This is a genomic window from Rhizobium tropici CIAT 899 (assembly GCF_000330885.1).
GTDB classification, from domain to species: domain Bacteria; phylum Pseudomonadota; class Alphaproteobacteria; order Rhizobiales; family Rhizobiaceae; genus Rhizobium; species Rhizobium tropici.
Window position 1 is genome coordinate 2,111,549 of the sequence record NC_020059.1, and the last position, 19,184, is coordinate 2,130,732.

General features: G+C 60.4%; 18 protein-coding genes. 10 read left to right on the forward strand and 8 right to left on the reverse strand.

The window, feature by feature from the left end; genetic code table 11:
* The first annotated feature begins 20 nt into the window (after positions 1 to 20).
* Positions 21 to 1,091, forward strand: coding sequence for an SEL1-like repeat protein (locus RTCIAT899_RS10325; protein WP_015340171.1), 1,071 nt, complete (start codon positions 21 to 23; stop codon positions 1,089 to 1,091).
* 185 nt (positions 1,092 to 1,276) lie between these two features.
* Positions 1,277 to 1,792 (forward strand): hypothetical protein, encoded by a 516-nt coding sequence (locus tag RTCIAT899_RS10330; protein ID WP_015340172.1) that lies wholly within the window; start codon positions 1,277 to 1,279, stop codon positions 1,790 to 1,792.
* 52 nt (positions 1,793 to 1,844) lie between these two features.
* Here the strand turns inward: RTCIAT899_RS10330 and RTCIAT899_RS10335 are convergent, their stop codons facing one another.
* Positions 1,845 to 3,095: an MFS transporter gene (locus RTCIAT899_RS10335; RefSeq protein WP_041677488.1), complete on the reverse strand. Its 1,251-nt coding sequence runs from the start codon at positions 3,093 to 3,095 to the stop codon at positions 1,845 to 1,847.
* A gap of 283 nt (positions 3,096 to 3,378) precedes the next feature.
* On the opposite strand from RTCIAT899_RS10335, the gene uvrB reads away from it, so the two are divergent.
* The 4 genes from uvrB to RTCIAT899_RS10355 all read left to right on the forward strand — a co-directional run bounded on the left by uvrB (position 3,379) and on the right by RTCIAT899_RS10355 (position 8,696).
* Entirely contained in the window at positions 3,379 to 6,165 is a 2,787-nt protein-coding gene (gene uvrB, locus RTCIAT899_RS10340) for an excinuclease ABC subunit UvrB (RefSeq protein WP_015340174.1), read from the forward strand.
* Positions 6,166 to 6,364: 199 nt separating this feature from the next.
* Positions 6,365 to 6,820 (forward strand): SRPBCC family protein, encoded by a 456-nt coding sequence (locus RTCIAT899_RS10345; RefSeq protein ID WP_015340175.1) that lies wholly within the window; start codon positions 6,365 to 6,367, stop codon positions 6,818 to 6,820.
* A 153-nt stretch (positions 6,821 to 6,973) separates the two neighbouring features.
* Positions 6,974 to 8,026: an adenylate/guanylate cyclase domain-containing protein gene (locus RTCIAT899_RS10350; protein ID WP_041677905.1), complete on the forward strand. Its 1,053-nt coding sequence runs from the start codon at positions 6,974 to 6,976 to the stop codon at positions 8,024 to 8,026.
* Positions 8,027 to 8,483: 457 nt separating this feature from the next.
* Positions 8,484 to 8,696: a cold-shock protein gene (locus tag RTCIAT899_RS10355; protein ID WP_004109325.1), complete on the forward strand. Its 213-nt coding sequence runs from the start codon at positions 8,484 to 8,486 to the stop codon at positions 8,694 to 8,696.
* A 427-nt stretch (positions 8,697 to 9,123) separates the two neighbouring features.
* On the opposite strand, the gene dusA is transcribed toward RTCIAT899_RS10355, so the two are convergent.
* Entirely contained in the window at positions 9,124 to 10,122 is a 999-nt protein-coding gene (gene dusA, locus RTCIAT899_RS10360; RefSeq protein WP_376766855.1) for a tRNA dihydrouridine(20/20a) synthase DusA, read from the reverse strand.
* A gap of 154 nt (positions 10,123 to 10,276) precedes the next feature.
* Between dusA and RTCIAT899_RS10365 the strand changes: the two genes are divergently transcribed.
* Together RTCIAT899_RS10365 and RTCIAT899_RS10370 are read left to right on the forward strand one after the other, a co-directional pair.
* A complete protein-coding gene (locus RTCIAT899_RS10365) occupies positions 10,277 to 10,972 on the forward strand; it encodes a fumarylacetoacetate hydrolase family protein (RefSeq protein WP_041677906.1) in 696 nt (231 codons plus the stop codon).
* Between the two features lie 16 nt (positions 10,973 to 10,988).
* A complete protein-coding gene (locus tag RTCIAT899_RS10370) occupies positions 10,989 to 11,519 on the forward strand; it encodes a gamma carbonic anhydrase family protein (protein ID WP_015340179.1) in 531 nt (176 codons plus the stop codon).
* A gap of 50 nt (positions 11,520 to 11,569) precedes the next feature.
* Here RTCIAT899_RS10370 and RTCIAT899_RS10375 read toward each other — a convergent pair whose 3' ends face one another.
* Genes RTCIAT899_RS10375 through RTCIAT899_RS10385 form a run of 3 tightly spaced genes read right to left on the reverse strand, consistent with a single transcriptional unit; the run spans position 11,570 to position 13,657 of the window.
* On the reverse strand, positions 11,570 to 11,968 hold the full coding sequence (locus RTCIAT899_RS10375) for a Fur family transcriptional regulator (RefSeq protein ID WP_041677490.1): 399 nt from the start codon (positions 11,966 to 11,968) through the stop codon (positions 11,570 to 11,572).
* A complete protein-coding gene (gene znuB / locus RTCIAT899_RS10380) occupies positions 11,965 to 12,792 on the reverse strand; it encodes a zinc ABC transporter permease subunit ZnuB (protein WP_015340181.1) in 828 nt (275 codons plus the stop codon). Before znuB ends, RTCIAT899_RS10375 begins: the two co-directional genes overlap by 4 nt.
* On the reverse strand, positions 12,785 to 13,657 hold the full coding sequence (locus RTCIAT899_RS10385; protein WP_015340182.1) for an ATP-binding cassette domain-containing protein: 873 nt from the start codon (positions 13,655 to 13,657) through the stop codon (positions 12,785 to 12,787). Before RTCIAT899_RS10385 ends, znuB begins: the two co-directional genes overlap by 8 nt.
* A gap of 100 nt (positions 13,658 to 13,757) precedes the next feature.
* Between RTCIAT899_RS10385 and znuA the strand changes: the two genes are divergently transcribed.
* Both znuA and zigA read left to right on the forward strand, forming a co-directional pair.
* The gene (znuA, locus tag RTCIAT899_RS10390; protein ID WP_015340183.1) at positions 13,758 to 14,732 is read left to right on the forward strand and encodes a zinc ABC transporter substrate-binding protein ZnuA; all 975 of its coding nucleotides are present in this window, start codon (positions 13,758 to 13,760) and stop codon (positions 14,730 to 14,732) included.
* Between the two features lie 82 nt (positions 14,733 to 14,814).
* Positions 14,815 to 16,020: a zinc metallochaperone GTPase ZigA gene (gene zigA / locus RTCIAT899_RS10395; RefSeq protein WP_015340184.1), complete on the forward strand. Its 1,206-nt coding sequence runs from the start codon at positions 14,815 to 14,817 to the stop codon at positions 16,018 to 16,020.
* Positions 16,021 to 16,208: 188 nt separating this feature from the next.
* On the opposite strand, the gene RTCIAT899_RS10405 is transcribed toward zigA, so the two are convergent.
* From RTCIAT899_RS10405 to RTCIAT899_RS10415, 3 genes are all read right to left on the reverse strand, one after another.
* Positions 16,209 to 16,931, reverse strand: a complete 723-nt coding sequence (locus RTCIAT899_RS10405; RefSeq protein ID WP_015340185.1) for a PAS domain-containing protein — start codon at positions 16,929 to 16,931, stop codon at positions 16,209 to 16,211.
* 271 nt (positions 16,932 to 17,202) lie between these two features.
* The gene (locus RTCIAT899_RS10410) at positions 17,203 to 18,135 is read right to left on the reverse strand and encodes a lipid A biosynthesis lauroyl acyltransferase (RefSeq protein WP_015340186.1); all 933 of its coding nucleotides are present in this window, start codon (positions 18,133 to 18,135) and stop codon (positions 17,203 to 17,205) included.
* A 5-nt stretch (positions 18,136 to 18,140) separates the two neighbouring features.
* Complete coding sequence (locus RTCIAT899_RS10415; protein WP_015340187.1) at positions 18,141 to 19,169, reverse strand: zinc-binding dehydrogenase; 1,029 nt, start codon at positions 19,167 to 19,169, stop codon at positions 18,141 to 18,143.
* Between the last annotated feature and the right edge of the window lie 15 nt (positions 19,170 to 19,184).

The following is a 19,184-nucleotide window of genomic DNA, read 5'->3' on the forward strand; positions in this document are numbered from 1 at the left end:
TTTCGAGTGAGAGGTAGATTGTGAACTGGAAGAAGGCGGCAGCAGTTTTGCTCTTCGCACTGGCGTCAATGGGAGCCGCACAAGCCGATGTCGGACGAAACGGCTACGATCGCGGCGATATCAAATCGGGCCTGGATTACTGGCGGCCCCTGGCGAACAAGGGCAATGCCGCCGCACAGCTGAAACTCGGACAAATGTATGAGGAGGGCAATGGCGTCAAAAAGAACCTGACGCTCGCCCTCGGATGGTACAAGAAGGCCGCCGATCAGGGCAATGCCGTAGCGCAATTCAATGTCGGCACCATGTACGATCAGGGCGAAGGCGTTACCGCCGACAAAGGCCAGGCCATTGCCTGGTACAAGAAGTCTGCGGCACAAGGATACCTCAATGCACAGTATAATCTCGGCGTCGTCTACGACACGGGCCAAGGCGTAGCACAGGACAAGCCGCAGGCGTTTGCCTGGTACAGCAAGGCCGCCGAACAGGGCGATACCGATGCGCAGTTCAATGTCGGCACCATGTATGATCAGGGCGATGGCACGGGCAAGGACAAGACCATGGCCGTCATCTGGTATCGCAAGGCGGCCGAACAGGGAAAAGTCGAGGCGCAATACAATCTCGGCATTATGTATCGCGACGGCGAAGGCGTCGCCAAGGACAGTGCCGCCGCCTTCTCCTGGTTCAAGAAGGCAGCCGACCAAGGCGATGTCAGCGCGCAATTCAATATCGGAGCCATGTATGCCGATGGCGACGGGATCAAGCAGGATCAGGCCGAGGCGATCGCATGGTTCCTGAAGGCTGCTGCGCAGAACGATGTCGAGGCCGAATACAACCTCGGCGTCATGTTCCGCGATGGCGAAGGCGTTGCCAAGAACGGCCATCGAGCCGTCTACTGGTTCGAAAGGGCGGCGGAACATCGCTATGCCGGCGCGGCCTACAATCTCGCTATGATGTACCGCGACGGCGATGGCGTCACCGCGGACGCGGGCAAGGCGGCAGAATGGTTCCGCAAGGCGAAGCACCTCGGCTATGACGGCGGCGAGGACCAACAACAGGAAGACCGCTCCGGCGGACAGCCCATTCCGATATGAGGCGTCAGCCGACCGGTGCCGTCGCGACTCGCCGGCCATCTGCCCCCGCTCTCGGTGAATTGCCGAAAATATGCCGATACCCGTAAAGCAGCATGCCGGGGATTGCCTTGGTGAAGGAAGAGATGGAAGACTGTTGGCGCGCCGCGCCTGATTTGCTGCTTCTTCTTTTGAGAGGATAGATCGTCGTGAACCTGAAGTATCCCATGTTCCTCGTCTCGCTTCTGCCGCCGCTTCGCATGGCTTCGCTGACGGCGGCGATCGTGCTACCGCTCTCTCCGCTTCCGATGGCGGCTATGCCGGCACAAGCTGCGCCCGGTTCTTGCTGGTCGCTGCTGCAGAGCAAATTTGGCCCCGAGATCGAGAAGTCCGTGAATGAGGCCGATCCCTGCAAGAAGCTGCCCGGCGTCGATCACAAGGACAAGTTCGAGGTGAAATCGCTCGATGTCTGCGACGGTCCGAACGGTGGCGTCCAGATCAATGCCCATGCAGAGATGGCCTGCAAATCGCATGGCGTACTGAAGACGACGATCAAGGGGGAACTCGATGCCTCGATGACCGTCGATGTCGGCGCATGCCACATCACTGACCTGCATCTCGGCATCAATGGCCCGATCGGCGAGCTGATCTCCTCGGTCGGAGGCCTACAGGAACTTGCCCGCGGCTTTGCCCAGGCCAAGATCTCGGAAATCTGCGGAAAGTGAAGAAGGGCCGGTAAGGATCGCCGGCCCTCGAGATGGAATGACGACAACCGGTTCAGGTTTGCATGACACTATCGGCTTGCCCTGCGTCCTTGCCGCCGAACCGAACACCCTTCTTCTCGAAGCCAAAGCCGGCAAACAACGCCACAACGACGGCCACGATGCAGGCGACGATCAACAGCGCCAGCGCATAGTCGCCGCCCCATTGCTTGGCCAATCCCGCCTGGATCGAGGCATTGCCCGAAGCCAGCAGATTGCCGAGCTGATAGGCAAATCCGGGGAAGGTGCCGCGCACCTCATCCGGCGACAATTCGTTGAGATGCACGGGGACGATGCCCCAGGCGCCCTGCACGAACAGCTGCATCAGGAAGGCGCCGATCGCGAGCATCACAGGTCCGTGGCCCCAGACCCAGAGCGGGGCGACGGGTATGGCCAGCAGCGCCGCGATGACGATCGTCCGCCGCCTGCCCCAGCGCTGTGACAGAGCACCGAAGGTCAGGCCGCCGACAATCGCGCCGATATTGTAGACGATGGCGATGGCGCCGACCGTATAGGAATCATATTGCCGCTGGGTTTCAAGGAAGGTCGGATAAAGATCCTGGGTGCCGTGACTGAAGAAATTGAACGCGGTCATCAAAAGCACCGCCCAGAGGAAGAGCGGGATATTCTCGCGCAGCACGGTGAGAAACGGCCGTTGCGGCTTGGCCTGCCGCTGAAGGAAGGCCGGAGATTCCTCCACGTTACGCCTGATATAGAGCACCAGCAGCGCCGGCACCGCGCCGACGAAGAACATGCCGCGCCAGCCGATGATCGGAAACAGCAGGAAGAAGACGATCGAGGCGATCAGATAGCCCGAAGGATACCCGGCCTGCAGGATACCCGACACTAGACCACGGGAGTCCTCCGGTATCGTCTCCATGACGAGCGACGCGCCCACGCCCCACTCCCCGCCCATGGCGACGCCGAAAAGCGCACGCAGGACGAGAAACATCGTCAAGCCGGTCGAAAAGCCGGTCAGGAATTCGAAGACGGAATAAAGCAGCACGTCGACCATCAGGATCGTGCGCCGCCCGAACCGATCCGCCGCGAGCCCGAAGATCAGCGCGCCGAGCGGCCGCATGGCGAGGGTAAGAAAGATCGCCACGGCAACCGCCGGGACGTCGGTGTGAAACTCCTCGGCTATATGCTTGAGAACGAAAACCAAAATGAAGAAATCGAAAGCGTCCAGCGTCCAGCCCAGATAGGCTGCGATCACGGTGTTTCGCTGCTGGGGGGACAGGGAACGTAAGCTATCCAATGCGGTCATCATGATCCTCCGACCGGATGGCGGCGGCGAGGCGGGCAATACCGGATGCCGTCGAAGCTGGGGGAGCCCGGCATTGGCCGGACATGTCGACGTTGCGGCTGGTTCCTCCCTTGGCGCCTGCGAGGATCGCGCTATGCGGACTTTGGATCAGCGATAACGCACTGGCCGCCCTTGGGTTGTAACATATTTGACATCGCCGGCGAATGGAAAAATCCGCCACTTTGTTTCCCTTTTGTACCCTTTGCCCCTTCACATCTGCGCGATCTGTCGCCATATTCGCCTCATGGCCAAATCATCGAAAAAATCCCCCGCCCCGACCGGTTTCGAAGAGGCGCCGCAGGCACCGTTTGAAGGTGCGCCGCTCAGCGGCAGCGTTGCCGATTGGGTGAAGCAGCTCGAAGTCGATGCCGAAGCATCCGGCGTCGAAACCCAGCGCGAGATCGCTTCGAAGGCCGGCAAGCACCGCAAGAAGGTAGAGATAGCTGCATCCAAATCAGGGCGCGGCACATCGATGGGTGGATCGACCGATCCGAAGACGCGTGCCGCTGCCGGCCTCAACCCGGTGGCCGGTCTCGACATCGCGCTTGAGGACGCCGACAAAATTTCGCGCGAAGGCGTTACGGCCACCGTCGAGGCGCTATCGAAGCTAATCGAAAGCGGCAATCCTCTCTTCAAGGATGGCAAGCTCTGGACGCCGCACCGCCCTGCCCGGCCGGCGAAATCCGAAGGCGGCATCCGGATCCGCATGGATTCGGAGTATCAGCCCGCAGGCGACCAGCCGACGGCGATCCGCGACCTCGTCGAAGGATTGGAGAATGGCGAGCGCAGTCAGGTTCTGCTCGGCGTCACCGGCTCCGGCAAGACCTTCACCATGGCCAAGGTCATCGAGGCGACGCAACGCCCCGCCGTCATCCTGGCGCCGAACAAGACGCTGGCGGCACAGCTCTATTCCGAGTTCAAGAATTTCTTCCCGGACAACGCGGTCGAGTACTTCGTCTCCTACTACGACTATTATCAGCCGGAAGCCTATGTGCCGCGTTCGGACACCTTCATCGAGAAGGAAAGTTCGATCAACGAGCAGATCGACCGCATGCGCCACTCGGCGACGCGCTCGCTGCTGGAACGCGACGATTGCATCATCGTCGCCTCGGTCTCCTGCATCTACGGTATCGGCTCGGTCGAAACCTATACGGCGATGACGTTCCAGATGAATGTCGGCGACCGGTTGGACCAGCGTCAGCTTCTCGCAGACCTTGTGGCGCAGCAATACAAGCGCCGCGACATGGATTTCATCCGCGGCTCCTTCCGCGTTCGCGGCGATACGATCGAAATCTTCCCGGCCCACTTGGAGGATGCCGCGTGGCGCATCTCCATGTTCGGCGATGAGATCGACGCCATCACCGAATTCGATCCGCTGACCGGCCAGAAGACCGGCGACCTGAAATCGGTGAAGATCTACGCCAATTCGCACTATGTTACGCCGCGCCCGACGCTGAACGGCGCCATCAAGGCTATCAAGGAAGAGCTGAAAATCCGGCTGGCCGAACTGGAAAAGGCCGGACGCCTGCTCGAGGCGCAGCGCCTGGAACAGCGTACGCGCTACGATATCGAGATGCTGGAGGCGACCGGCTCCTGCGCCGGCATCGAGAACTATTCGCGCTACCTGACCGGCCGCAATCCCGGCGAGCCGCCGCCGACTTTGTTCGAATATATCCCTGACAATGCCCTGCTATTTATCGACGAAAGCCACGTCTCGGTCAGCCAGATCGGCGGCATGTACCGAGGCGACTTCCGGCGCAAGGCGACGCTCGCCGAATACGGTTTCCGTCTGCCCTCCTGCATGGACAACCGGCCGCTCCGCTTCGAGGAATGGGACGCCATGCGCCCGGATACGATCGCGGTGTCGGCAACGCCGGGCAGTTGGGAAATGGAGCAATCCGGCGGTGTCTTCGCCGAACAGGTCATTCGCCCGACCGGCCTCATCGACCCGCCTGTCGAAGTGCGCTCTGCCCGCACCCAGGTCGACGACGTGCTCGGCGAAATCCGCGAAACCGCCGCCAAGGGCTATCGCACGCTCTGCACGGTGCTCACCAAGCGCATGGCCGAAGATCTGACGGAGTATCTGCACGAACAGGGCGTGCGCGTGCGCTACATGCACTCCGACATCGACACGCTGGAGCGTATCGAGATCATCCGCGACCTGCGCCTCGGCGCCTTCGACGTGCTCGTCGGCATCAACCTCTTGCGCGAAGGCCTCGACATTCCCGAATGCGGTTTCGTCGCCATTCTCGATGCCGACAAGGAAGGCTTCCTGCGCTCGGAAACGTCGCTGATCCAGACGATCGGCCGTGCCGCGCGTAACGTCGACGGCAAGGTCATCCTCTATGCCGATACCATTACCGGCTCGATGCAGCGGGCGATGGACGAGACCAGCCGCCGCCGCGAAAAGCAGATGGCCTACAACGAGGAACACGGCATCACGCCGGAATCGGTCAAGGCGAAGATTTCCGACATCCTCGACAGCGTCTACGAGAAGGACCATGTCCGCGCCGATATCGGCGGCGCCTCCGGCAAGGGCTTTGCCGATGGCGGCCATCTCGTCGGCAACAATCTGCAGGCCCATCTCAACGCGCTGGAAAAATCCATGCGCGATGCCGCCGCCGACCTGGACTTCGAAAAGGCGGCGCGGCTGCGCGACGAGATCAAGCGCCTCAAGGCCGTCGAACTCGCCGCCATGGACGACCCGCTCGCCCGCGAGGAAGCGAAGAGCCTCGAAAGCCGCGGTTCTGCAACGGGCAAGCGTGCACCGCCAGCGCCGGATTCTCGTTCCTATTTCGCCAAGCCGAGCCTCGACGAAATGGGGCCGGGTAGCGATGCCGGCACGCCGCTCTTCCGCAAGAATACACTGGACGAGATGACCGTCGGCCGCACCGAAAAGCCTGTCACAGGCAAGGTGCCGGACAAGCCGATCACCCGAGCAAAGCCGGGCGTCGGCTCCTATGAGGACCCGATAGACGAGAAGCAGCGCAAGGGGCGGACAAAAGGCAAGACGGGACGGCCCGGGCGATAAGGCGACCGCGATTGTCGGATATCTGCCGCCCGGTGCTGCCGATTTTATGAAGGCTGAGGCCTGCGAGCGTGGAGCAATGCCTTGCTGACGAGGCTGCAACGGCTACATGGCATCATATGAGGAGGCCCACAGGGAGACGGAAGGCGCTTGAGCGCGTACCGGCCGGTGGGAAGCGATAGCAAGCTGGGGAGAAAGACCGATGTCCGAGCCTTTGATCGTCCGTCGCGAGACCCATGTCTCGGCGCCGCCTGCCGCGATATTCGCACTGCTGACCGATCCAGAAAAGATTCTGCGCTGGATGGGCACGGAAGCCCGGACGGAGCCGGAGCCTGGCGGCATCTATCTCGTTAACGTCACCGGGAGCCGTTTTGCGCGAGGCTCCTTCCGCGAAGTCGTGCCGGTTCATCGCCTCGCCTATAGCTTCGGCTGGGAAGGCAGCGAGGAGGTGCCTCCCGGATCGAGCCTGGTGGAGATCGACCTGATCGAGCAACCCGGCGGGACGCTGGTGCGCCTCACCCATACCGGCCTGCCGACGGTCGAACAATGCGAAGCGCATGCAGAGGGTTGGGCGCATTATCTCGACCGCATGGCAGCGGTGGCCGCCGGACGCGATCCCGGCCCGGACCTGAGGCTCGGCCACGACGGCAGGAGCTGACGACGTTTTAAGGGCGGCGTCATCGGGCTCGATGCTCGATGGCCGCGATATCACCGAGCGGCGACAGCAGTTGCCTGCATCATTTTGGTTTCAAATGCCGTCGGCATCACCGGTATGGATGACAGCCGGCAACCGTCATGGCATGATCGCCGCATGGATTTGCCCGCTCCCCTCGCCTGGCTGGTCGACGAAGCCGGTACCTCGCCCAGCCCCGAACGCTTTCTGGCCGATCTGGGCGGACACCTGCTGGCCGCCGGCCTCCCGCTTGCCGGCAGCGCCCTGACGCTTGCCGCGCCGCATCCGATCATCACGCAACACACGTGGCTCTGGCGCGCCGAAACCGGCGCAGTGACCGAAGCTCTCGGCTTCGCCGGCACGGAGCTCGGACAGGCCGGCCGCGATTGGCTGGCCGATCTCGGCCCGATATACGAGGAAACGATCGGGATCGCGCCCGGCAATTCCGTGCTTGCCTGGGCCGGCACTCGGCCATTCAGCATCTCCGAAGCGGAAAACCTGCGCGAGATCGCCCGTTTTGCCGCAGCCCCCTTGGCGGGATTGGCCGCCCGCGCCACCCTATCCACCCTGCTCGAAGCCTATCTCGGCCGCAGAAGTGCCGCCCGCGTGCAGGCAGGCGCGCTCAGCCGCAACAGCGGCGAAACCATCCGCGCAGCCCTGCTCTGCGCCGATCTGCGGGATTTCACCGCCCTTTCCGAAGCGACGGAACCAAGCGTTGTGATCGCGGCACTCGATGCCTGGTTCGACCGCGTCGCCGGCGCCGTGCATGCCTTCGGCGGCGAAGTGCTGAAATTCATGGGCGATGGCGTGCTTGCAATCTTCCCGGTGAATGGGACGGCGACGGAAGCCTGCGAGGCAGCCATTCGCGCCGCCACCGCCATCCGCGCCGGCATGGCGCATCTCGACGGGACGCGGACAAGCCAGGGTCTGCCGCCGCTCCCCTTTGGTGTCGCGCTGCATTTCGGCGACATGCTCTGGGGCAACATCGGCGCCGCCGACCGCCTGGACTTCACCGCCATCGGCCCCGCCGTCAACCTCGTCAGCCGGCTGGAGGGCCTTTGCAAGCCGCTCGGACAGAATATCCTCGTTTCCGGATCGGTCGCAGCCGAGACGACGATGCCGCTGCTGGCTTTGGGGGACTACGAACTGCGTGGGATTGCCGAGCCTTGTGTGGTGTTTACACCGAGCTAAAGCCGGTATCTCAGACGCTGGTGCAGGAGAAGTTCTCAGCCTCGCAATATCGGACGTTGCAAGACCCGCAACGACTGCCCCTACGAAGGCAATTTGAGCTGCGTTTCAGGAATAGGAAGCATCCTCATTATATGGTCTGAAAATAGTAGATTCGTCGGAAAATCGAACCTATGGCCTTTCAACCTATTGATTTCTCTTTCATTAAGGCTGCCGACTAAAACACCCCTTGCCTTTTTCCACAAACCCTGTCACCCATATGCATGCTCGGGCATTTGCATGCCGGTGACTGGACTGATTTGGTGATCCGCTTGCGGCAGGCAGCGGTTGGGTCTTCTGACCCGCGCAGACGTTCTTTCCCCGTACGTGAACTTCTCGACTGGCTTTCGCATGTTGCGGAAGCAAAGCCGTCCGGGTTCATCCGGATAAACTAAGACTGATGGGTAAAGGACTATCCCCCATGGCCACCAAGGGCACCGTAAAATTCTTCAACCAGGACAAGGGTTTTGGTTTCATCACTCCTGACGGCGGCGCGAAGGACGTTTTCGTCCACATCTCCGCTCTTCAGGCTTCCGGCATCCAGTCGCTGCGCGAAGGCCAGCAGGTCACCTTCGACACCGAGCCGGATCGCATGGGCAAGGGCCCGAAGGCTGTCAACATCCAGGCTAACTAAGCCTCTGGTGACTGCCTGATCAAGGTTTCGAACGGCGCGGTGCAAACCGCGCCGTTTTTCGTTTGTGAGGATAGTACCCTCGTCCTGAAGCAAGCTTGGCTATGCCTCTTACCGCAAGCCCGTTGTCTTCCCGCGGAGCATCCTAACATTCCGTCATCCTCGGGCTTGACCCGAGGATCCAGGCACGAGCCTCACTGCCTCCTCTGGCGAAAAGGGATACCCTTCCAAAACGAAACCAGACTCTCGTCGATTTGGACGCACAAGTGTACCTTGGGCGTGGATCCTCGGGTCAAGCCCGAGGATGACGGGTGTGAGATGATCTCTTTAACACCAAGCTGCTTCTTAACTCCCAGCCGATCAACCCTCTCCCTGAGGTGGAAGCGAAAGCTACCCTCGAAGGACGAAGGCCGTGGGAATCAGCATCCCCTCAAGCGCTGACCCGCTCCGAGTCCGCGCCAAAATCCACCGCCGCGAAAGCTGCTGCAATCACCTCCGAGCCCGCCCCCGGCTTGTTGGCGTCGGTGGAGAGGATCTGGCGATAGCGGCGCGAGCCCGGCAAGCCGGTAAAGAGGCCGACCATGTGCCGCGCGACATGCTGGAGGCGGCCGCCATTTTCGATATGGCGCTCCACATAAGCTATCATTTGGTCGCGCAGTCCGTTCCAGTCGGCCTCGACAGCCGGTTCGCCAAAGAAGCGATGGTCGACGTCAGCGAGAATGGCAGCATTCTGATAGGCGGCGCGGCCGAGCATGACGCCGTCAACCTGAGCCAAATGCGCCTCGGCTTGATCCAGCGTCTGAATGCCGCCATTGATGCCGATGAAGACCTCCGGCCAACGCTGCTTCATGCGATAGACGATGTCATAATCCAGCGGCGGAATTTCGCGGTTTTCCTTCGGCGACAGGCCCTTCAGCCAGGCCTTGCGCGCATGGATCCAGATCGCATCGGCGCCGGCATCGAGCACGCGCGTCATCAGCTCCGGCAAGGCCTCTTCCGGCTCCTGCTCATCGACGCCGATCCGACATTTCACGGTGACAGGCGCCTTCGATACCGCCTTCATGGCGGCAACGCACGATGCGACCGTCTCCGGCGTGAGCATAAGGCAGGCCCCGAAGGTGCCTGACTGTACCCGATCCGAGGGACAGCCGACGTTGAGGTTGATTTCGTCGTAGCCATAGGCTTCCGCGATCCGCAGCGCCTCGGCAAGCTTGGCCGGGTCGGAGCCGCCGAGCTGCAGTGCAACGGGATGCTCGCTGACATCATGCCCCAGCAGCCGGTCGCGCGGCCCATGAATGATCGCATCGGCCACCACCATCTCGGTATAGAGCAAGGCATGCCGGCTGATCTGCCGGTGCAAGTACCTGCAATGGCGATCTGTCCAGTCGATCATAGGGGCAACCGCAAAGATCTTGCGGCCAGTTTTCAGCGCGTCGCTATACATGGGAAACCTTTCTGATCCGCGCTCTACACCAAATCCCTCAAAAAGGCCAGTTTTCGCGGCTGTAACAATAATGCTAGCTTGCTTGACGGAGTCGGACGGCAACAGCCCTCTGAAAAAGATGAAAGTTTCGAAAGCGCATATGAACGCCCCACTAACGACAGTCATTCCGCCACCTGCCCCTGTCCTTCTGCCGATCGAGGGTGAGACCGAGTTTTTCCCTGTACGTCGTGTCTATTGCGTCGGCCGCAACTATGCCGACCACGCCATCGAGATGGGTCATGACCCCACCCGCGAACCGCCTTTCTTCTTCCAGAAGAACCCGGACAATCTGCTTGTCTCGAGCGATTTCCCCTATCCTTCGCTGTCATCGGACGTGCATCACGAAGTGGAGCTTGTCGTGGCATTGCGCGGCGGTGGCGCGAACATCCCGGTCGAACAGGCCCTGGATTGCGTCTATGGTTATGGCGTCGGCATTGATTTTACCCGCCGCGACCTGCAGGGCGAAGCCAAGAAGCTCGGCCGCCCCTGGGAAATCGGCAAGGCCTTCGACCACTCGGCTCCCGTTTCCGCATTGGCTCCGGCCACCCGCGTCGGCCATCCCGACAAGGGCGGCATCTGGCTGATGCGCAATGGCGAGGCTGCCCAGAGGGGCGATCTCTCGCAGATGATCTGGAAGGTGCCGGAGATCATCGCCGAGCTTTCCAAGCTCTTCACGCTGGCCCCCGGCGATATCATCATGACCGGCACGCCCGCCGGCGTCGGCCCCGTTGCGCGGGGTGACCGGATCAGCTGCGCCGTCGATGGCGTCGCCAATCTTGTGCTGAACGTCGTCTGATCGAGGAGGATCGACCATGCCGCTCTACGCCCTTGCCGGATCGACGCCGAAAACACCCGAGCCGGGCCGCTATTGGATCGCGCCGGATGCCAGCGTCATCGGCAAGGTCGAAATCGGCGAAGATGTCGGCATCTGGTTCGGCGCCGTGCTACGTGGCGACAACGAGCCGATCGTCGTTGGCAAGGACACGAATATCCAGGAAGGCACGATGGTCCATACCGATCCGGCCTACCCGACCACCATCGGCGAAGGCTGCACGATCGGCCATCACGCCATCATCCATGGCTGCACCATCGGCAACAACTCCTTGATCGGCATGGGCGCCACGATCCTGAACGGCGCGAAGATCGGCAACAATTGCCTCGTGGGCGCCAACGCGCTTGTCACGGAAGGCAAGGGATTTCCGGATGGCTCGCTGATCGTCGGCGCACCGGCAAGAGCAATCCGCACGCTGGATGAAGCCGCGATCGAAGGCCTGCGCCGCTCCGCCCGCAACTATGTTGCCAACTGGCAGCGCTTCGCACGCGATCTTAAAAGATTGGATTAGAAACTTCTAATAACTACATGGCGAGTATGAAATAAACGGCGATTTGCAGATCAAGCCGCGCAATTGGCGCAATGGCCGCGAATTTCGATGGTCGACTTTTCCGCCTTGAACTTCTGTGATTTCAGCCAGTCCATCAGCCGATGATCCACCTCGTGATCGTGAAACTCGATCACCTGGCCGCAGCTTTCGCAGATGGCGAAGGCGACGAGGCCATGGCTATGGCAATCCTCGTTCGGATGGGCGCAGGCGACGAAGGAATTGATGCTTTCGAGCCGATGCACCACGCCATATTCCAGCAGCTTGTCCAGCGCGCGATAGACCTGCAGCGGTGCGCGAAAGCCCTGATCGCGCAGCTTGTCGAGAATCGTATAGGCGCTGAGCGGCGCTTCCGCCTTGGTCAGGATATCGAAAACGAGAGACTGGTTCTTGGTGAGCATCGGAGTGGTCATGACGACTGTCCTCTCTGTTGCGCCGCTGGCGTGCCGGCCCTGCGAACAAGGGGCAGCAGACTGAAGATAAATAGAACGAGCGCCGCGACGACGATGGAAGGCCCGGACGGTGTGTCGTAGCGCAGCGACCCGAATAGCCCGCCGACAACGGCGATGGCGCCGAGCAGCGAAGCGAAGATCGCCATTGTTTCCGGCGTGGCGGCAAAGCGGCGCGCTGTGGCCGCGGGGATGATCAGAAGTGCAGTGATAAGCAGGATACCGACAATTTTCATGGCAATCGCGATCACCACGGCCATCAGCAGCATGAAGAACAGCCTTGCGCGCTCCGGCCGCAATCCTTCCGCCTCGGCAAGCTCGGGATTGACGGTCGAAGCCAAAAGCGGCCGCCAAAGCCAGGCGATTGCCGCCAGCACGAAAATGCCGCCGCCCCATATCACCGCAATGTCCGACTGGGTGACTGCCAGGATGTCGCCGAAGAGGAAGGCAATGAGATCGATCCGCACCCAGCTCATGAAGGCGACGATGACCAGGCCGATCGCCAGCGTCGCATGCGAGAGGATGCCGAGCAGCGCGTCGGCCGACAGCGCCTGCCGCCGCTGCAGGAACAGGAGCAGGATCGACACAAGGGCGGCAACGGCAAAAACTGACAGTGTCAGATTGAGTTGGAACAGCAGCGAGAGCGCCACGCCGAGCAATGCCGAATGCGAGATCGTATCGCCGAAATAGGCCATGCGCCGCCAGATGATGAAGCAGCCGAGCGGCCCGGTCGTCAGCGCCAGCCCGACGCCGGCCACGACGGCGCGCAGGAAGAAATCGTCAAACATGGCGTTCTCCCTTGCTGTGGTCATGATCGTGATCATGGCCATGATCGTCATCTTCATGATGGTGGTGGCCGTCGTCGGCATGGCAATGATCTGTTATCGAGCCGTCGGCATGCTGTACGCGGCCATCAGGCAGATGCGTGTGGTCGTGGTGATGACTGTAGATCGCCAGGGATTGCGCCGCCCGCGTACCGAACAACTTCACATATTCGGGGCTCTGGCTGACCGTCTGTGGCGTGCCGCGGCAGCAGACATGACCGTTCAGGCAAACCACGGTATCCGTGGCCGCCATGACGACATGCAAATCATGTGAAATCAGCAGGATACCGCAGCCCTGTGAATTGCGGATGGACTTGATGAGATCGTAAAGCGCGATCTCACCGTTGAAATCCACGCCCTGCACAGGCTCGTCCAGCACGAGCAGATCGGGCTTGCGAGCAATGGCGCGCGCCAACAGCGCCCGCTGGAATTCGCCGCCGGAAAGATGCTGCACCTCGGCCTTGGCAAGATGCGAGATGCCGACGGCTTCCAGCGCCGCGATCAGCTCACGCTCCGGCAAAGGTCCCGTCAGCGTCATCAACCGCTGCACGCTGAGCGGCAAGGTCCAATCGATCGCAAGCTTCTGCGGGACATAGCCGACCTTCAGATTGGCAATGCGCTCCACGCGCCCCTCGTCCGGCTTCAAGACGCCGATTGCCGTCTTGGCGCTGGTCGATTTGCCGGAACCGTTAGGGCCGATCAGGGTAACGATCTCGCCCCGGCTCACGGAGAAATCGACCCCACGCACCAGCCAGCGGCCACCGCGTCGGACGCCGACATCATGGAGCGACACGAGCGGACGGCTCTTGCTGTCGATGGAAGAAAGCATGAAATTTCCAATTGCACTATTGCGCCATGCTATCGCACACGTTATAGCATAACGCAATTGATGTAATAACATAACAGACCCATTCAAGGGCATTTCTGGCATGAACGCAGCAAAAACTCTTCTTCCCATCGCCGCCTCCCTTCTCCTTTCCGGCCTGCTCGTCGGTACGGCCGCTACTGCAGCCGATGCGCCGAAAGTCGTCGTTTCCATCAAGCCGATCCACTCGCTGGTCGCAGCCGTCATGCAGGGTGTCGGCACGCCGGATCTGATCGTCGATGGCGCTGCATCCCCGCATACCTACGCGCTGAAGCCCTCGAATGCGCGCAGCCTTCAGGAGGCGAAGTTGGTCTTCTGGGTTGGGCCTGGCATGGATGCCTTCCTGCAGAAGCCGCTTGCCGCGCTCGGTTCTAATGCCACCATCGTCGAGCTCGACGATGCGCCCGGCATTACCAAACTCAAGTTCCGCGAGGGCGGTGCCTTCGAACCGCATGACGATGGCGACGAGCATGAGGTCAGCGACGATCACGCCCATGGACACGACCATGATCATGGCGAGTTCGATACTCACCTCTGGCTCGATCCGCATAATGCCAAGGCGATGGTCTCCGAGATCACCACGTCCCTGGTCGCGGCGGACCCCGTCAACGCCCTGACCTATCAAGCGAACCAGAAAGCTCTGAACGACAAGCTCGACGCTCTCGATACGGAAATCGCCTTGACGCTCGCCCCGGTAAAGGACAAGCCCTTCATCGTCTTTCACGATGCCTACCAGTATTTCGAGCACCGTTATGGCGTGCGCGTCTCAGGCTCCATCACGGTCAGCCCGGAAACCATTCCGGGCGCGCAGCGCGTCGCCGAGATCCACAGCAAGGTCGCCGATCTCGGCGCGACCTGCGTCTTCGCCGAGCCACAATTCGAACCGAAGCTGGTCAACGTGGTGCTGGAAGGCACCTCCGCAAAGTCGGGAACCCTCGATCCGGAAGCTGCAACGCTGCCGCAAGGACCGGATCTCTATTTCGACCTGATGCGCGGCATCGCAAGCTCCCTGAAAACCTGCCTTTCAGCGCAAGGCTAAACATCGCCGAAGGAAGCGGGCATGCTGCTCGCTTTTTTCATCACAACATATGTAATGATATTACATTACAAAGGAAGTTGTCATGAACAAGAAGCTCCCAGTCACCGTCCTCTCCGGTTTTCTCGGCGCCGGCAAGACGACGCTGCTCAACCATATCCTCAACAATCGCGAGGGCTTGCGCGTTGCCGTCATCGTCAACGACATGAGCGAGGTCAATATCGATGCGGCGCTGGTGCGCGACGGCAACGCAAATCTTTCCCGGACGGAAGAGCAGCTCGTCGAAATGACCAATGGCTGCATCTGTTGCACGCTACGCGACGATCTTCTGAAGGAGGTCCGTCAGCTCGCCGAACAGGGGCGCTTCGATTATCTGCTGATCGAATCCACAGGCATTGCCGAACCCCTGCCCGTCGCCACCACCTTCGAGTTCCGCGACGAAGACGGTCGCAGTCTTTCCGACGTTGCCCGGCTCGATACCATGGTGACCGTCGTCGACGCTGCCAATCTTCTCTCCGACTATGGATCGACGGATTTCCTTGCCGATCGTGGCGAGACCGCCGGCGACGGCGACAACCGGACCATCGTCGACCTTCTGGTCGAGCAGATCGAATTTGCCGATGTTGTCGTTCTCAACAAAGTCGGCGCGGCGACCGCAGAGCAACGCGACGCCGCCCGCAAGATCATCGTCGGCCTCAACCCCGATGCACGCCTGATCGAAGCCGATTTCGGTGTGGTGGAACCATCGGAGGTTCTCGGCACGGGACGCTTCGACATCGATCGCGCCGAGACCCATCCGCTCTGGTACAAGGAGCTGCACGGCTTCAAGGATCATGTTCCGGAAACGGAGGAATATGGCATCCGTTCCTTCGTCTATCGCGCGAAGAAACCGTTCGATCCTCCTAAATTCCAGGCCTTTCTCAATCGGTCGTGGCCGGGTGTCATTCGCGCCAAGGGCTTCTTCTGGCTTGCGACCAGACCTTATTATGTCGGCGAGATGAGCCAGGCCGGCGCGCTCGTCCGCACGAGCAAGATGGGCCTCTGGTGGGCAGCCGTGCCGCAAGACCAGTGGCCGCATGATCCGAGCTTCAAGCGAGCGCTTGCGCCCTATCTCGATCCGATATGGGGGGATCGGCGCCAAGAACTGGTATTCATCGGCGCCGATCCGATGAACGAAAAGCATATCACGAGTGAACTGAACGCCTGCCTGATTGAGGCGGACGGCTTCACGCCCGAACGCTGGCGGAACCTGCCCGATCCCTTTGCCAGTTGGAACGTGACCGCAGCATGAAGAAGACGAAACCAATCAGGTTCCAATGTCATTGTTTCGAATGCAGCACCGATGACAATCAGACCGATGATAGATCGAGCTCCGGTACGAACGAAACGGATCAGGTCAGCATAAAATCAGGCGAAGAGGAGCATCGCCTGAGCACGGACGTCATTGGAAAATTGCTGTTTGGTGCCTGAACGGCAGGTTCAGGCCACCAACATGCCCGCGGGAACGGCGATGATCTCATGCATGACCAGCAATGCGCCGATCACTTCTTCTTTGGCACGCAACGGGGTGATGGTGCAACGAAACACCTTGCCGGGTTCGATCTGCCGATAGGAGGGGTAAAGACACTCCACCTTTTCCCCGGCAAAGCAGGCATCGAGCTTCGCCTTCAGACTGATTTCGAAATCTTCCGAGCCGATGAATTCCGAGATGTGACGCCCCACAAGCTCCATCGGCTTCGATTTCAGAAATTCCGAATTGGCGGCGTTGCTGTAAAGATAGCGATAATCTCGTGTGACGACCGCGACACGATTGGGCAGGCTGTCCAGAATGACATCATTCAGAACGCTGCCTTCCTCAAAGCCGAGCGTGTCGTCCCGGTCGATTTTCTCGCTCGAAAAGACCCGGAAAACTTCGCCCGCTGCTTCGCTCGCGCCGCCGAAATAACGATCGATCAGTGCCGAAAGCGACGCAGAATTGCGCAGGACCCGTGAGCGATCATCCGCTTCTTCGCGGATGAGATTGTTCATGAACTGGAGCTGCATGTAAATTTCAAGCAGACTCACGGCCTTATAGGCCAGGATAGCTGCGATAAGGGGCTCCAATTCACGATCGAGCGATGCCACAAGCTCGTCGTCGCCAAGTTTTATCGCACGCTGAATCTGACTACATTTCATGGAGAAGGCATGAAAGAGTGCCAGCAAAATTGCCCTCCTGTCCCTGACCACAACAGGACGCAGGGGCCTCGATTCCCGGCGCTGCCATGCCCAAGGATATTCAGCTTGGTGTCCGCATTCTCACCAAACTTTCTATATTGTGAATTAACATGACTTATCCCCACTTTCAATCGGGATGAGCAGAAGTTCTCGTCAAAGGAGAACTTTATGAAAAACAAGGCTTATAAGCACAATGACTGGACGAAGACCGAATGCGGCCATGCAGACAAAACTGCCGCCAGCCCATGCAAAAATGAGCCTAGAAAACGCTCTTCTTGATATTCCAGCGATCATGATACCAGAGCCATTGCTCGGGATTTTCCCTCACCCAGCTTTCGACCTTGTCGTTCAGCATCTGTGCCGTCGCAGTCAGATCGAGACCGCCGGCCTCGTTGCGAGGCATCTCTAGCTTCGGTTCGATCTCCAGCCGGTAGCGATTGCCGGGCAGACGGATGCAACGGGCCGGATAGACTTCGCAATTGAACTGACGCACGAGCTTCGGCAGCAGGGGGTTGGTCTTTACGTCGCGACCGAAGAACAACGTCTTCAAACCCTTACGGAATTTCTGGTCGACCAGCACGCCGACGCCACGACCGGCCTCAAGCTCTCTGGCAAGCGCGAACGACGAGCCAGCGTGTGATGGCACGAGATTGCCCATACGCTTGGCACGAAAGTCGAAAACCTTCTGAGCGACGTAGGGATTGTTCGGCGGGCGAAAGAGCACAGTCACCTTCAGACCAAAGGCGGCGCCGGCGACCGGCAACAGCTCGAAATTGCCGGTATGCCCGGTAAAGACGATGAACGGGCGCGGATTGTCCCGGAGATCGAGAAAGATGGGAATGCCGGAAACTTCGATGCGGCCAGGCTTGTCGCTAAAGGGATCGAAGTCGAAAAGCCGGTCGAGAAAGACATATTCCGCTGCCAGGCGCCCCATATTGCCCCAGCTCGCACGTGCGATCTCTTCAATCTCCGCCTCAGTCTTTTCCGGAAAGGCATTGCGCAGATTGGTCAGCATCAGCTGATGCCGGCGCATACGCGGACCGATCTTGCGGGTCAGCCGATCGGCAAAGTTGATACCCGCATCCGCCGGAAACAGTTTCAGGAAATTCAGGAAGCCGAAGATGACCTGCGCCACCAGCCACTGCTGGAAATTTCTGAGCGCAAGGACGATCCGGGTGACGAAAAGCTTCACGCGGCTCAGTCCATCTTCAGGATGATCTTGCCGAAGATCTGGCGCGATTCCATCCGCTCCAGCGCCCGATCGATGTCATTGAAGCTGACTTCGGTATCGATCACTGGGTGAACGAGGCCGCGCGCCATCTTCTGCATCGCATTGGCCATGTTCTCCATGCGGCAGCCGAAAGATCCGAGAAGCTTCAGCTGCTGCTGGAACAGCATCATCAGGTTCATTTCGGTCGAAACGCCCGATGTCGAACCGCAGGTGACGAGACGGCCGCCACGCTTCATGCAGAGCATGGAGCCAGCCCAGGTATCCTTGCCGACATGCTCGAAAACCACGTCGACGCCCTTCTTCTTCGTCAGCTTGCGCACGACGCCCTCGAAGCGGTCGGTACGGTAGTTTATGACGTGATCGGCGCCGAGCGCCTTCGCCTTCTCGATCTTGTCGTCGGAACCGACCGTGGTGATGACAGTGCAGCCGATCTTCTTGGCAAGCTGGATGGCAGCCGTACCGATACCCGAGCCGCCGGCATGAACGAGGATCGTTTCGCCCGGTTCGAGCTTGGCATTGTCAAACAGCATGTGCTCAACGGTGCCGAAAGTCACCGGAGCAAGCGCTGCACCGACCGCATCGACGCCGGGAGGTGCCGGAACAAGCAGGCGGGCCGGCAAATTGACCTTCTCCTGCGCGAAGCCATCGAGATGGAAGCCGTGCACGCCGCCGACATGTTCGCACAGATTGTCGCGTCCCTCGCGGCAATGGCGGCAAAGGCCGCACGTGCGCGCGCCGTAGATCGACACGAGCTGACCCGGCAGAACATTGGCAACGCCCGGCCCGATCGCTTCGACGACACCGGCAGCTTCCGCGCCGATGACCAGCGGCATCTTGCGCTTGGCAAAGGCCATGCCACGCCAGCCCCAGACGTCGATGTGATTGAGAGCGACAGCCTTGACGCGCAAGGTCACCTCACCCGCACCCGGCGCCTCCGGCTCCGGCAGATCGGTGATCTCAAGTTTGCGGTCGTCGATCAGTTGCAAAGCACGCATGGCAAAGTCCCTCGC

What these genes read in the sequence shown, in the direction of transcription:
- RTCIAT899_RS10370 (WP_015340179.1), top strand. Translation starts at nt 10,989, where the DNA reads ATGCCGCTCTACGCCCTTGCCGGATCGACGCCGAAAACACCCGAGCCG.
- RTCIAT899_RS10345 (WP_015340175.1), top strand. Translation starts at nt 6,365, where the DNA reads ATGTCCGAGCCTTTGATCGTCCGTCGCGAGACCCATGTCTCGGCGCCG.
- zigA (WP_015340184.1), top strand. Translation starts at nt 14,815, where the DNA reads ATGAACAAGAAGCTCCCAGTCACCGTCCTCTCCGGTTTTCTCGGCGCC.
- RTCIAT899_RS10365 (WP_041677906.1), top strand. Translation starts at nt 10,277, where the DNA reads ATGAACGCCCCACTAACGACAGTCATTCCGCCACCTGCCCCTGTCCTT.
- znuB (WP_015340181.1), bottom strand. Translation starts at nt 12,792, where the DNA reads ATGTTTGACGATTTCTTCCTGCGCGCCGTCGTGGCCGGCGTCGGGCTG.
- RTCIAT899_RS10350 (WP_041677905.1), top strand. Translation starts at nt 6,974, where the DNA reads ATGGATTTGCCCGCTCCCCTCGCCTGGCTGGTCGACGAAGCCGGTACC.
- RTCIAT899_RS10385 (WP_015340182.1), bottom strand. Translation starts at nt 13,657, where the DNA reads ATGCTTTCTTCCATCGACAGCAAGAGCCGTCCGCTCGTGTCGCTCCAT.
- uvrB (WP_015340174.1), top strand. Translation starts at nt 3,379, where the DNA reads ATGGCCAAATCATCGAAAAAATCCCCCGCCCCGACCGGTTTCGAAGAG.
- znuA (WP_015340183.1), top strand. Translation starts at nt 13,758, where the DNA reads ATGAACGCAGCAAAAACTCTTCTTCCCATCGCCGCCTCCCTTCTCCTT.
- RTCIAT899_RS10335 (WP_041677488.1), bottom strand. Translation starts at nt 3,095, where the DNA reads ATGACCGCATTGGATAGCTTACGTTCCCTGTCCCCCCAGCAGCGAAAC.
- RTCIAT899_RS10355 (WP_004109325.1), top strand. Translation starts at nt 8,484, where the DNA reads ATGGCCACCAAGGGCACCGTAAAATTCTTCAACCAGGACAAGGGTTTT.
- RTCIAT899_RS10375 (WP_041677490.1), bottom strand. Translation starts at nt 11,968, where the DNA reads ATGACCACTCCGATGCTCACCAAGAACCAGTCTCTCGTTTTCGATATC.
- RTCIAT899_RS10415 (WP_015340187.1), bottom strand. Translation starts at nt 19,169, where the DNA reads ATGCGTGCTTTGCAACTGATCGACGACCGCAAACTTGAGATCACCGAT.